Origin of the sequence: Streptomyces sp. NPDC085946 (genome assembly GCF_044540485.1) — a bacterium.
Taxonomy (GTDB): Bacteria; Actinomycetota; Actinomycetes; order Streptomycetales; family Streptomycetaceae; genus Streptomyces.
On record NZ_JBITSF010000019.1, the window covers coordinates 87,091 to 99,109 of the forward strand.

The following is a 12,019-nucleotide window of genomic DNA, read 5'->3' on the forward strand; positions in this document are numbered from 1 at the left end:
GTACTCCCAGACCTCTAGACCTCTTCCGGCAGCTCACCCACCCGGTTCTCCCACTTCGTGGAGAGCACGATGGTGGTGCGGGTGCGGGAGACGCCCTTGGTGCCGGACAGCCTCCGGATGATCTTCTCCAGGCCGTCCACGTCGGTCGCCCGCACCTTGAGCATGAAGGAGTCGTCGCCGGCGATGAACCAGCAGTCCTCGATCTCGGGGAGGTCCTTCAGCCGGCGCGCCACGTCCTCGTGGTCGGCGGCGTCGGAGAGCGAGATGCCGATCAGGGCGATGACGCCGAGGCCGAGCGAGGCGGCGTCGACGGTGGCGCGGTAGCCGGTGATGACACCGGCCGCCTCCAGCCGGTTGATGCGGTCGGTGACGCTGGGTCCCGACAGGCCGACGAGGCGTCCCAGCTCCGCGTAGGAGGCCCGGCCGTTCTCCCTCAGGGCCTGGATGAGCTGCCTGTCCACCGCGTCCATGCGATCGAAGCCTTCCGCTGAAGAGGTCTGAAAGTGTGGGGTGTGGGGTGTGGGTGTGCTCAGGTGGTGCGGGACCCGCCGCCGAGCTCGCCCTCCCACCGGCGGTAGAGCCGGTGCGGGACGCCCGCCGCGTCGAGCACGCGTCCGGCGACGAAGTCCACCAGGTCCTGGATGTGCGTCGCGCCCGCGTAGAAGGCTGGCGAGGCGGGCAGTACGGTCGCGCCCGCCTCGTCGAGGGCCACCAGCTGCCGCAGGGTCTGGCCGTTCAGCGGGGTCTCGCGTACGGCCACGACCAGCTTGCGCCCCTCCTTGAGGGTGACGCTCGCCGTGCGTTGCAGCAGGTCCTTGGAGAGGCCGAGCGCGACCCCGGCCACGCAGGCCGTCGAGGCGGGCACGATGAGCATGCCCTTGGCCGGGTACGACCCGGAGGACGGCCCGGCCGCGAGGTCCCCCGCGTTCCAGTACCGCACCCCGTCGAGGTCGACGGCGAAGGTGCCGGGCTTGCCGTCGGCGCCCCGCGCCAGCCAGTGCCGCAGGTCCTCCTGCCAGTGGGCGTCCCGGAAGGAGATCCCGGTCTCGTCCAGCAGGGTGAGCCGCGAGGCCCGGCTGACGACCAGATCGACGCTCTCGCCCGCGGCGAGCAGCGCCCGCAGGACGGCGGCGGCGTACGGCGTCCCCGACGCCCCGGACACCCCCACGATCCAAGGCGTGCGCTGCGTTTCTCCTGCGTTCACGCTTTGAGCGTACCGGTGAACCGCGCCGTGCTCAGGACCGGTCGGCCGCCTCCGGCTCCGGTCCTCACACGGTCAGTCCGCGCACCACCAGGTCCAGCAGCGCGCACACGAACAGCGCGATGCCGATGAAGCCGTTGACGCTGAAGAACGCGCGGTTGACGCGGGAGAGGTCGTGCGGGCGGACGATGGTGTGCTCGTAGACGAACGCGCCCGCGACGACCAGCAGGCCCAGCCAGAAGAAGGGGCCCGCGCCGGTGGCCAGGGCGTACCAGACGAACAGCGCGGTGGTCACCGTGTGGCAGGCCCGGGCTCCCCGGATCGCCGCCGGGACGCCGAAGCGGGCCGGGACCGACTTGACGCCTATGGCCCGGTCGGTCTCGACGTCCTGGCAGGCGTAGATCAGGTCGAAGCCGCCGATCCAGACGCCGACCGCGAGGCCCAGGATCACGGCGTCCCAGGACCACGCGCCGGTGACCGCGAGCCAGCCGCCGACCGGGCCCATGGCCTGGGCGAGACCGAGGATGGCCTGCGGGAAGTTCGTGAACCGCTTGCCGTACGGGTACACCACCATCGGGACGACCGCGACGGGCGCCAGGGCCAGGCACAGCGGGTTGAGCAGGGCCGCCGCCCCCAGGAAGACGATCAGGGCGATCACCGCGCCCGTCCAGGCGTGCTTCACCGACATCGCGCCGGTGACCAGCTCCCGCTGGGCCGTGCGCGGGTTGCGGGCGTCGATCTCCCGGTCGATGATCCGGTTCACCGCCATGGCGAAGGTGCGCAGGCCCACCATGCAGACGGTGACCAGGAGCAGCAGTCCCCAGTGGACGGTGCGGTCCCGCTCGTACATCGCCGTCAGGGCGGCGATGTAGGCGAAGGGCAGCGCGAAGACCGAGTGCTCGATCATCACCAGGCGCAGGAACGCCTTGACCTTGCCGGCCGGCCGCGGCGCCGGGCCCGAGTCCACGATCCCGTCGGCGGTGGTCATCATGCGAGGCTCCCGAGGAACGCGTCGAGGTCGGCCAGCAGCGCGGCGACGGGCAGCGGGCCCGTCTCCACGGTCAGCGGGGTCGCGGCGTCGTCGGGCGGGGTGACGTGCGCCGTGAAGGCGTATCCGTCCGCGCCGGCCGGGCGGGCGTCCAGCCGCAGCACCGCGCCGTCGACCGTGAACGGCCCGTCCGCCGCGGTGAGCCCGGCGCGCAGCCGCTCCGCGAAGAGGACCGGTTCCGCGTCGCGGACGCCGGGCAGCTCGAAGCCGTCGCCCTGGCCGCCGTGCTCGACGAGGACCGCCCAGGTGTCGCCCGGTCCCGCAAACTCCTCCGGTGCGACGCCCGCCTGCTCGGCGGCCAGCCGCACGCCCGGGTCGGCCGGGTCCAGCTCGGGCCGCACGAGCGCCACGTAGTCGGTGTCGGTGCCGATGAAGAGGGCCGGACCGCCCACGGCGAGGGGGCTCACAGGCCGTACTCCTTCCACCGGCGGCTCACCTTCGCCGCCGTCTCGGGGTCGGACTCCACCATGTCGGGCCAGCCGCCGTCGCGCGTGTAGCCCTCCTCGGGCCACTTGCGCGTCGCGTCGATGCCCGCCTTGCCGCCCCAGAACTGCTGGTAGGAGGCGTGGTCGAGGTGGTCGACGGGGCCTTCGACGACGGTGAGGTCGCGGGCGTAGTCGGTGTTGCCCAGGGCCCGCCAGGCCACCTCGTGCAGGTCGTGCACGTCGCAGTCGGCGTCCACGACCACGATCAGCTTGGTCAGCGACATCATGTGGGCGCCCCACACGGCGTGCATGACCTTCTGGGCGTGCTTGGGGTACTTCTTGTCGATCGAGACGATCGCGCAGTTGTGGAAGCCGCCGGCCTCGGGGAGGTGGTAGTCCACGATGTCCGGGACGATGACCTTCAGCAGCGGCAGGAAGAAGCGTTCCGTCGCGCGGCCCAGCGGTCCGTCCTCCGTGGGCGGGCGGCCCACGACGATCGACTGGAGCAGGGGGCGGCGGCGCATGGTCACGCAGTCGATGGTCAGCGCCGGGAACGGCTCCTGCGGGGTGTAGAAGCCCGTGTGGTCGCCGAAGGGTCCCTCCGGCAGCATCTCGCCGGGCTCCAGCCAGCCCTCCAGCACGACCTCCGCCTGCGCGGGGACCTGGAGCGGCACGGTCTTGCAGTCGACCATCTCGATCCGCTTGCCCGCCACGAACCCGGCGAACAGGTACTCGTCGATGTCGCCGGGCAGCGGCGCGGTGGAGGCGTAGGTCACGGCGGGCGGGCAGCCGAAGGCGATCGCGACCGGCAGGCGCTCGCCGCGCCGGGCGGCGACCTGGTAGTGGTTGCGGCTGTCCTTGTGGATCTGCCAGTGCATGCCGATGGTGCGCCTGTCGTGGCGCTGGAGGCGGTACAGGCCCAGGTTGCGGACGCCCGACTCCGGGTCCTTGGTGTGGGTCAGGCCCAGGTTGAAGAAGGAGCCGCCGTCCTTCGGCCAGGTGAACAGGGCCGGGAGCCGGTCGAGGTCCACGTCGTCGCCGGTCAGCACGACCTCCTGGACGGGGGCGTCCTTGACCTTCTTCGGCGGCACGTGGGTCATCGCGCCGAGCTTGCCGAACGCCTCGCGCACCCCGACGAACCCGTGCGGCAGCTCCGGCTTCAGCAGCCCGCCGATCTTGTCGGAGATGTCCGCGTACGACTTCAGGCCCAGGGCCTTGAGCAGGCGGCGGTCGGTGCCGAAGACGTTCATCGCCAGCGGCATGTCGGAGCCCTTCACGTTCTCGAAGAGCAGGGCGGGTCCGCCGGCCTTGTTCACCCGGTCGACGATCTCACCGACCTCCAGGTGCGGGTCGACCTCGGCCTTGATGCGCTTGAGGTCTCCCTCGCGCTCCAGCGCCCTGAGCAGGGAGCGCAGATCGTCGTAAGCCATGGGGTCAAGTATCCCCGAGCGGCTACCCTGGCCCCGTACCGCCCACCGCTTCCGCTGGAGAGGCCCCATGCTCCGGGTGCTGATGTTCCTCGTGCCACTGGCGTTGAGCGTCTACGCGTTCATCGACTGCATCAGCACGAAGGACGAGGACGTCCGCCACATGCCCAAGCCGCTGTGGGCGATCCTCGTGCTGCTCTTCCCCCTGGTCGGCTCGCTCTCCTGGATCATCGCCGGCAAGCGGCGCAGCCCGGCCGCCGGGGGCTGGTCCGGGGTGCGGGGCGGCCGGTCGCGGCAGTGGGTGGCGCCCGACGACAACCCCGACTTCCTGAAGTCCCTCGACGAGGACCGCAGGACGGACGACGACCCCAAGCGGGACGAGACCTGACGGCGCCCGTCCCCGCCGGCGGTTCCGGCGGGGACGGGCGTTCGGCCGCTCAGGAGGCGGGCCGGTTCCACAGGTCGCACTGGTGCCGCTCCGGGAAGGCCGTCGACGAGGTGATCGCCTCGGGGGCGAGGGTCAGGACCTTCGGGAAGAGGGGCCAGCGCGGGGCGTCCGCCGCGTACGGGACGCCCGTCCTGGCGAAGTTGGTCCAGTAGCCCACCATCCGGTCGGACAGGGCGTTCTGCGCCGGGGTGCCCGTGACGCCGCCGAAGACGTACCGGATCTCCGAGCCGTGCGGGGCGCCGATCGGGAAGCCGATCGGCAGGTTCAGGTAGTCCATGGCGTGCCGGTCGGCGAACTCGTACTGGTAGGAGCGGGTGTGCGCCGCCATCAGGCCCGCGGTGCGGGACTGCAGGCAGGCGAACTGGGAGTCGGTGAGGACCGCGCCCAGGGCCTCCGCGGGCGTGCCGTGGTCGGACAGCGGGTAGCGGGCCAGGATCTCGTCGGCCCGGGTGCCGTAGGCCGCGCGGACGGCCACCGGGTAGTCCGCCGCGGTGAGCTGCCGGCCGGCCAGGTCGTACGTGGTCGCCACGGTGAGCCGGCCCTCGTCGGCGGTGGTGCCCTGGAGCACGGGCACCCGGTGGAACCGTCCGCTCTCCAGCGCGTCCGTCACCTGGGACGGCAGGACCTCGCCGTCGACGTTCGGGACCCAGCGCGCGGTGGGCGTGGCGGAGGCGGCGAGCAGGTCCTCGGCGGCGGTCGCGCGCAGGCAGGTCACGCTCTCGCAGCCCAGCGACCGGGCCCAGGCCGTGCCGGTGCGCTCCTGCGACTCCCGGGTGGGCAGCGGGAACCCGCAGCCCGACTGGGCGACGGCCCGGTCGAACAGGCCGGCCGCGCGGGGCGAGACGAGGTTCTGGCAGACGCTGCCGCCGCCCGCCGACTCCCCGAAGACCGTCACGTTGTCCGGGTCGCCGCCGAACGCCGCGATGTTCTCCCGCACCCAGCGCAGGGCGGCCTGCTGGTCGAGCAGCCCGTAGTTGCCGGAGACGCCCTGCGCCGACTCGGCGGCCAGGTCCGGGTGGGCGAGGTAACCGAACGCGCCGAGCCGGTAGTTGAAGTTGACCACGACGACGTCGCCCTTCGCGGCGAGTTTCCCGCCGTCGTAGAACGTCCCCGAGCCGACGGTGAAGCCGCCGCCGTGGATCCACACCATCACCGGCCGCTTGAGCACGGAGCGCCGCGCGGGCGTGTAGACGTTCAGGTAGAGGCAGTCCTCGCTGGGCGTGCCGGGCCCGGCGAGGTCGCCCCAGGGGGTGGAGCCGGGGCGCTGCATGCACGGGTTGCCCGGCGCGGTGGCGTCGCGGACGCCCGCCCAGCGCGCGGGCCGGGCCGGCGGCCTCCAGCGCAGCGGGCCGACCGGCGGCGCGGCGTACGGGAGGCCGAGGTAGGAGTGGGCGGTCTCCCCGGCCTCGCCCCGCACCTGCCCGTACCGGGTGGTGGCGGTGGGCCCTTCGGCCGCCGCGGCGGGCGCGGCGACCAGCCCCACGACGGCCAGCAGGAGGGCGCCCACCAGCGCGCCTGATCTTGTGAGCGGACCGGACATCGGCACCTCCGAGAGGGGTGACAGCAGAAGTCACCGAAGTCTTCTCGGGGGTACGGCGGTTGGGACCGCGTAAATCACCAGTGCGCGGGTCAGTCCTTGAGCGCGGTGAGGAAGGCCGACCAGGCGGTGCGGCGGAGGAGCAGGACCGGCCCGTCAGGGTTCTTGCTGTCGCGCACGGGGACGGTTTCGGGGAAACCGGGGGCTATTTCTATGCAGTTGCCGCCGTCGTCGTCGCTGTAGCTGCTCTTGATCCAGGTCATCGCGCCGAGTTCGTGGCTGCTCATGCTGCTCGTACCCCTCCAACGCGTCGCTGATCAAAGCGGCGGACTCACCGGGTGACGGGGCATCCGACCTGAGCACATCATAGGTCCGGTTGTGGCGCGCATAGATGGACGGATCGTTGTTGAAATGGCCGCGGTCCAACGACTCCGAGTACACCCAGCGCTCCCCGTCGGGCATCGTGATCAGCGCCATGGAGGTCTTGGGCCGCCGCAGCTCGGCACGGGCGGCCGGGGCGATCTGGATGCGGATGTTGGGGCGGCGCCCCATCGCCAGGAGGTGCGCGCACTGGTCGCGCATCACGGACGCGTTTCCCATCACGTTGCGCAGGCAGCTCTCGTCGAGGATCGCCACGTACAACGGCCCGTCGTCGGACATGAAGCGCCGCTGTCGGCTGAGTCGCGCGTGTACGCGATCCTCCACCTCGTCCGCGCGCGCCGGAAGGCGAGAGAACATCGCCCGCGCGTAACCCGGGGTCTGCAACAAACCGGGGATGACCTGCACCTGATACTCGTACAACTCCACAGCCACCGCATCCATCTCGGCCCGTCGCCGGAACCAGTCCGGATGCTCCACCTGCGGGTACCAGTCGATGCGCCCCCACAACCGCGACAGCACCCCGCCCGTGCCGAGCAGTTCGTCGCAGCTCTTCGCGAAGGACTCCTGCGGCACCCGCGTGCCCGCCTCCACCCGGGCGACGTGGGACCGGTCGCACGGGATGCGGCCCGCCAGCGCCTCCTGGGTGAGCAGCGCGGCCTCGCGGTAGTGCCGCAGCACCTCCCCGAACACCGCCGCCGTACTCGCGGCACCCGCCCCCGCCTCGGCGTTGCGTCGGCTCACGGCGACCCCTCCCCCTCCGTGACAGTGATCCAGTGGCACGCGCGAAGCGTTGATACCGACGGTGCCACTGAGCGACGCTCGACACACCCAGAGTGAGCAAGTGGGCACGGAGAGATCATGATTGAGCGGTTCGCACACGAAATCGAGCGGGGAACGCCCGTCTACGACCCGGAGACGGGCAGGGTCGGCGAGTACCAGGGCAAGGCGGGTCCGTACGCGATGCTGCGGCCGGTCGGCGGGGGCCGGGAGTGGGAGGCCGACGCGGCACGGGTCCGGCCGGCGACCGCCGAGGAGCGGCTGAGCGCGGAGGTACGGGCGGCCAACGTCCGCTCCGGCGCCGGGCGTCACGGGGTGGAGGACCTGAGCCGGCCGCCCGAGCCGGTGCCCGGCTGCGCGGCGTGCGAGGAGTTCGCCGCCCGGCGGGCCCGGGCCCGCGCACGGGCCGACGGGACCGCCGAGACCGACGCGAACGTGCTGCTGCGCCGCCACCGGAGGCGGGACCACGACGGCGAGGCGCCGCTCCCGGTGCGGCGGCTCTTCCGGTACGTGCCGTACACGATCGTGCAGGACCCGTCGGCGCTGCCGGAGTACGAGGCCCGGTGCGTCTCGGGCGGCGAGGCCGACTGCGGGGCCGCGTCCGGGCCCCGCACCGGTCCCGCGGAGGTGGAGGAGTGGCAGCGGCGGCACACGCAGGAGACCCGGCACACCCGCTACCGCCGCACCTTCGCGGACTACGCGGTGCTGGAGCGGCAGGGCTGAGCCGGGCGGGGCGCGGTCAGTCCCCGACCAGTCTCCGCAGCTCGGGAGGGAGGGTCGTGAGGGAATCGGCGGTGACGAGGAGGAAGTCGCCGGGGGCCTCCGCCACGGCGAGGGCGACGGACGGGTCCACGCCCTCGACCGCGTGGGCGGTGACCCGGGTCCGCCGGTCCCCGGGGTCGGGATCGTTCGGGGTGTCGTCGCACGCGGGGCGGACGGCGCTGCCCAGCGGCTCCCCGACCGGGAGGCCGGTCCCGTCCCGGCCCAGGTAACGGCGGCCGTCGTACTCGACGACGTACGCGCAGGACGGCGCGGATCCGGCGGTCTCCCCGGCCGGCTCCGCGCAGCCCGCGGTCACCGCGGCGGCGATCACGGCCGGCAGCACGGCCAGGGCCGTCCTGCGGACGGACGGGGACGGTGTCTTCATCGGTGTGCCTCCTCGGGGAGCCGCGGCCCGGCTCGGGAATCCGTACCTCGGACGCGGCGGGCACCCGGAACGTTCACCCGGCGGAACGGTCGTATCGCCGTTCGAGATGCCATCCGTTCCATTGAAATGTGCCGACACCCGCTGTGTCCGGTCGCGGGCGCGGCATTCCCTTGGTCGGGTCTGTCCCAACTGCGAACGGAGACGCCCCGTGCGAATGACTGACATCCAGCGCTGCGAGGTCCGGCCCGGACGACTCGTCGAGTGGACGCTCAGTCCGGCGACCGTCGAGAGGGCGACCGTCCTGCCCGAGGACTCCCGGCCACCGGCCTACATCCAGGAGTCGCACATCAGGACCGCCCGTTCCGTGCGCGAGGACGGGCTGTTCGTGCCGACCTGGCTGGGCGCGGCCTTCGACCTGCCGGGCCGGGCCGACCTCGACGCGCTCCAGGGGGCACTGCGCGACTGGACGCTGCGGCACGAGACGCTGCGCAGCGGCTTCCGCTGGTCCGGCGCGGCCGGCGACGCGATGCGCCGCTTCACCCTCGACGCCGAGGACGTCTTCCTGCACCGGGCGGAGATCGGCGACTTCCCGGACGCGACGGACCTGGTCCGGCACCTCCAGGAGCGCTTCGACACGACGGCGGACGCGCTGCGCTGGCCCAACCTGATCTACGCGGCGGTCCTGCGGGACGACTCCACCAGCGTGTACCTGGCCTTCGACCACAGCAACGTCGACGCCTACTCGATCTTCCGCATCCCCGCCGAGATCCACGAGCTGTACGCGGCCCGCCTCGCCGGGCTGCCCGCGCGGCGGCCGCCGACCGGCAGCTACGTCGACTTCTGCGAGGCGGAGCGGGCCGACGCGGACCGGATCGACGCGGGCCACGAGACCGTGGCCCGCTGGCGGGAGTTCATCCGCCGCTGCGACGGGCGGCTGCCGTCCTTCCCCGTGGACCTCGGCCTGACGGCCGGCGGCCCGCTGCCCGAGCAGAGGTTCCTGCGCGAGCCGCTGGTGGACGCGGACACCGCCGCCGCGTTCGAGGCGTACTGCCGGCCCTACGGCGGCAGCCTGGTCGGCGTGCTGGCGGCCACCGCGCTGATCGTCCACGAGATCGGCGGGCAGCCCGTCTACCGCACGGTGGTGCCGTTCCACACCCGGCTGAAGTCCCGCTGGTCGGACTCGGTGGGCTGGTACGTCGGCGGGGCGCCGATCGAGGTCCCGGCCGACCGGGCGGGCGACCTGCCCGCCGCCCTGCGGACCGTGCGCGCCGCGCTGCACGAGGCCCGTCCGCTGTCGCGGATGCCGCTCGCCCGGGTGCTGCGGCTGCTCGGCGCGGACTTCCGGCCCACCTCGCCCGACCTGTACTCGATCGTCTCGTTCGTCGACGCCCGCGGCATCCCCGGCGCGGCCCACTGGACCGGCCAGAAGGCGTACGCGCTGCTGCGGGTCTCCTACGGCGACCAGGTGTGCGCCTGGGTGACCCGGCTCCAGGAGGGCCTGTGGTTCGCCAGCCGCTACCCGGACACCGACGCGGCGCACAAGAACCTGCGGCTGTACGCCGAGCGGCTGCGGGACGTGATCACCCGCACCGCCGCCCAGGTCTAGGACCCGTCGTCCAGGAGCCCGATCAGCCGCTCGAAGCGGTCTCGCCAGCGCTGCTCGGACTCCGTCCCGTCCTCCTGGAACTCGTGGGTGAAGCGCAGGGCGCAGCCGTCGCCGTCCCGCTCCAGGTGGAACCTGAGCCGGCCGCCGCCCTCCACCGTGTACTCGGCGACCCGGTCCACGTCCCACGCCGTGATCCGGCCGCCGCCCAGGCCCCGCAGGGCGACCTCGCCGCCGAGCCGGGGCTCCAGCGCGTCGGCGGGCGCGCACCACGCCGTGAGCCCGTCCGGGGTGGCCAGTGCCGGCCAGACCGCCTCCATGGGCCGGGGGAGCCGCACCAGGAAGTGCAGGATGTGCGTGTTCCCGTGGGTCTGGCTGGTGCCCTGTTCGATGGAACCGCTCATGACACCAGCCTGACCCCGGGCCGGGGGATGCGCACGCGTTACGGACGCCGGCCCGGCTCGTCGACGACCGCGCGGCGCAGGACGGCGGTGCTGCTGGTGACGGTGCCCTCCGTCACGTTCTCGTAGTCGTCGGTGGCCACACTGCGCTCACCGAGGAACTCGTACGTCTCCGGGTCGAAGACCCACTCGTCGCGGGTCGGGTTGTCGGGGTCCTGGCGGGTGATCGCCACGCCGCGCCGTCCGACGGCGTCGACCGCCCCCTCCACCACGGTGACGCCGGGGACGCGCGCCACCGCCCGGTAGAGGGCCGCGCCCTGCTCCGGCGGCACGATCGCCGACTGGATCAGGTCCCCGGCCAGGACGAACACGGCCTGGTCGGTGTCCTGGCCGCTGTAGCGCGGGGCCACTTCCCGCAGCCAGTCGTACATCTCGCCGGGGTCGGTGGGCAGGGTGGACAGGTGCCGGAAGCTGGTGCTCACCTCGTGACCGGGCTCTCCGGGTCGGGCGTCCGGGTCCAGGGGCCAGTCTCCCCGCCCGGTCTCGCGCATCAGTCCCTCGCGGGTGCCGTCCACCGAGTGCCAGCTCTCCAGCCGGTGCGGCGGCTGGACCGTCGTCCTCCCGTCCTCGCTCCGCGAGTACGACACCTTGCTGTCCACGTACACGAACTGGTCGTCGCGGATCGTGCCGTAGTCCCGCTCGTGCCCGGCCGCCAGCGCGATGTCCTCCAGCAGCGCGACGGTGGCCCGGCTGGGCGGCCGGGCGCTCGCGTCGCCTCCGGAGGCCGGCAGGAGGACGAAGGCGACGGCGGCGGCCGTTGCCGTGGCCGCAGCGGCGATCGCGGGCCGCAGCCACCGGACGCGCCCGGGGGCGGAAGCGGGCTCGTCGTGCCGGATCTCGGTCATCAGATGCTCCTTGAGGAGTCGGTGACGGCCCGGGGGGAGGTCTCGTTCGGGAAGCTGGTTCATCGGTTTCCCTCCGTCATGGGCCTGGCCGCGGTGGTGCGGTCACCTCTGATCTGTCCGCGGGCGGAGTCGGGTTCCGGTTCTTTCAGGTGTTTCGCGAGTTTTGTCCGGGCGCGGGAGAGCCGGGAGCGCACGGTGCCGACGGGCACGCCGAGCGCCTCGGCGGCGGACGCGTAGTCCAGCCCGGACCACACGCACAGCGCCAGCACCTCGCGCTCGGCGCGCCGCAGCTTCGCCAGGGCCGTGCGGACCAGGGCGAGCCGGATCTCGTCGTCCAGGCGTCCGGCGACCTCGTCGGCGAAGTCCCGTACGGCCGCGTCGCGGGGCAGGCGGGCGACGGCGGCGGCATGGCGCCGGGCGGCCCGGCGGGTGTTGCGCGTGACGTTGGTGGCGATGCCGAGCAGCCAGGGCCGGAGCGAGCCGCCCTCCTCGTCGAGCGTCGCGCGCAGCCGCCAGGCGTCCAGGAAGGTCAGCGAGACGACGTCCTCGGCCACCGTCCAGTCGCCGGTGAGCCGGAAGGCGTGGTTGTAGACGGAGCGTGCGCAGGCGTCGAAGAGGTCGCCGAAGGCGTCGTGGTCCCCCGCGCGGATGCGTGTCCGCAGATTTGTGTCCACGCCCCTTGCCTGTCCGTACGGCGAAGGCCGGTTCCCGTGACCTGG

The 12,019-nt window shown here is 72.9% G+C and carries 15 protein-coding genes; 3 read left to right on the forward strand and 12 right to left on the reverse strand.

The genetic code is table 11. From position 1 onward, the window contains the following. Positions 1 to 14: 14 nt before the first annotated feature. The 5 genes from ACIF8T_RS30360 to ACIF8T_RS30380 form a co-directional block, all read right to left on the reverse strand. Positions 15 to 470, reverse strand: coding sequence for an Lrp/AsnC family transcriptional regulator (locus tag ACIF8T_RS30360; protein WP_400039335.1), 456 nt, complete (start codon positions 468 to 470; stop codon positions 15 to 17). A gap of 59 nt (positions 471 to 529) precedes the next feature. Continuing rightward, positions 530 to 1,204: a UbiX family flavin prenyltransferase gene (locus ACIF8T_RS30365; protein WP_400039336.1), complete on the reverse strand. Its 675-nt coding sequence runs from the start codon at positions 1,202 to 1,204 to the stop codon at positions 530 to 532. 64 nt (positions 1,205 to 1,268) lie between these two features. Then, positions 1,269 to 2,192, reverse strand: coding sequence for a menaquinone biosynthesis prenyltransferase MqnP (mqnP, locus tag ACIF8T_RS30370; protein ID WP_400039337.1), 924 nt, complete (start codon positions 2,190 to 2,192; stop codon positions 1,269 to 1,271). Further along, positions 2,189 to 2,656, reverse strand: coding sequence for a hypothetical protein (locus ACIF8T_RS30375; protein ID WP_400039338.1), 468 nt, complete (start codon positions 2,654 to 2,656; stop codon positions 2,189 to 2,191). Before ACIF8T_RS30375 ends, mqnP begins: the two co-directional genes overlap by 4 nt. Next, positions 2,653 to 4,104 (reverse strand): menaquinone biosynthesis decarboxylase, encoded by a 1,452-nt coding sequence (locus ACIF8T_RS30380; RefSeq protein WP_400039340.1) that lies wholly within the window; start codon positions 4,102 to 4,104, stop codon positions 2,653 to 2,655. Before ACIF8T_RS30380 ends, ACIF8T_RS30375 begins: the two co-directional genes overlap by 4 nt. 67 nt (positions 4,105 to 4,171) lie before the next feature. Here ACIF8T_RS30380 and ACIF8T_RS30385 point away from each other — a divergent pair, with 67 nt between their 5' ends. Further along, a complete protein-coding gene (locus tag ACIF8T_RS30385) occupies positions 4,172 to 4,489 on the forward strand; it encodes a PLD nuclease N-terminal domain-containing protein (RefSeq protein WP_400039341.1) in 318 nt (105 codons plus the stop codon). 49 nt (positions 4,490 to 4,538) lie between these two features. Here the strand turns inward: ACIF8T_RS30385 and ACIF8T_RS30390 are convergent, their stop codons facing one another. From ACIF8T_RS30390 to ACIF8T_RS30400, 3 genes are all read right to left on the reverse strand, one after another. Then, entirely contained in the window at positions 4,539 to 6,089 is a 1,551-nt protein-coding gene (locus ACIF8T_RS30390; RefSeq protein WP_400039343.1) for a carboxylesterase/lipase family protein, read from the reverse strand. An 89-nt stretch (positions 6,090 to 6,178) separates the two neighbouring features. Further along, the gene (locus ACIF8T_RS30395; RefSeq protein WP_400039446.1) at positions 6,179 to 6,301 is read right to left on the reverse strand and encodes a DUF397 domain-containing protein; all 123 of its coding nucleotides are present in this window, start codon (positions 6,299 to 6,301) and stop codon (positions 6,179 to 6,181) included. Further along, complete coding sequence (locus ACIF8T_RS30400; RefSeq protein WP_400039344.1) at positions 6,243 to 7,208, reverse strand: Scr1 family TA system antitoxin-like transcriptional regulator; 966 nt, start codon at positions 7,206 to 7,208, stop codon at positions 6,243 to 6,245. Before ACIF8T_RS30400 ends, ACIF8T_RS30395 begins: the two co-directional genes overlap by 59 nt. 117 nt (positions 7,209 to 7,325) lie before the next feature. Here ACIF8T_RS30400 and ACIF8T_RS30405 point away from each other — a divergent pair, with 117 nt between their 5' ends. Then, positions 7,326 to 7,967: a hypothetical protein gene (locus tag ACIF8T_RS30405; protein ID WP_400039346.1), complete on the forward strand. Its 642-nt coding sequence runs from the start codon at positions 7,326 to 7,328 to the stop codon at positions 7,965 to 7,967. A gap of 16 nt (positions 7,968 to 7,983) precedes the next feature. Here the strand turns inward: ACIF8T_RS30405 and ACIF8T_RS30410 are convergent, their stop codons facing one another. Beyond that, positions 7,984 to 8,391, reverse strand: coding sequence for a DUF6281 family protein (locus ACIF8T_RS30410; RefSeq protein WP_400039348.1), 408 nt, complete (start codon positions 8,389 to 8,391; stop codon positions 7,984 to 7,986). Between the two features lie 208 nt (positions 8,392 to 8,599). Here ACIF8T_RS30410 and ACIF8T_RS30415 point away from each other — a divergent pair, with 208 nt between their 5' ends. Then, positions 8,600 to 9,997 carry a condensation domain-containing protein gene (locus ACIF8T_RS30415; protein WP_400039350.1) on the forward strand — a complete coding sequence of 466 codons (1,398 nt, stop codon included), beginning with the start codon at positions 8,600 to 8,602 and terminating at the stop codon, positions 9,995 to 9,997. Here ACIF8T_RS30415 and ACIF8T_RS30420 read toward each other — a convergent pair. The 3 genes from ACIF8T_RS30420 to ACIF8T_RS30430 are packed head-to-tail and all read right to left on the reverse strand — an operon-like array spanning position 9,994 to position 11,974. Beyond that, a complete protein-coding gene (locus ACIF8T_RS30420; protein WP_400039352.1) occupies positions 9,994 to 10,398 on the reverse strand; it encodes an SRPBCC domain-containing protein in 405 nt (134 codons plus the stop codon). The genes ACIF8T_RS30415 and ACIF8T_RS30420 overlap by 4 nt on opposite strands. 38 nt (positions 10,399 to 10,436) lie before the next feature. Next, positions 10,437 to 11,363 (reverse strand): CU044_5270 family protein, encoded by a 927-nt coding sequence (locus ACIF8T_RS30425; protein ID WP_400039353.1) that lies wholly within the window; start codon positions 11,361 to 11,363, stop codon positions 10,437 to 10,439. Beyond that, on the reverse strand, positions 11,360 to 11,974 hold the full coding sequence (locus ACIF8T_RS30430) for an RNA polymerase sigma factor (protein WP_400039355.1): 615 nt from the start codon (positions 11,972 to 11,974) through the stop codon (positions 11,360 to 11,362). Before ACIF8T_RS30430 ends, ACIF8T_RS30425 begins: the two co-directional genes overlap by 4 nt. Between the last annotated feature and the right edge of the window lie 45 nt (positions 11,975 to 12,019).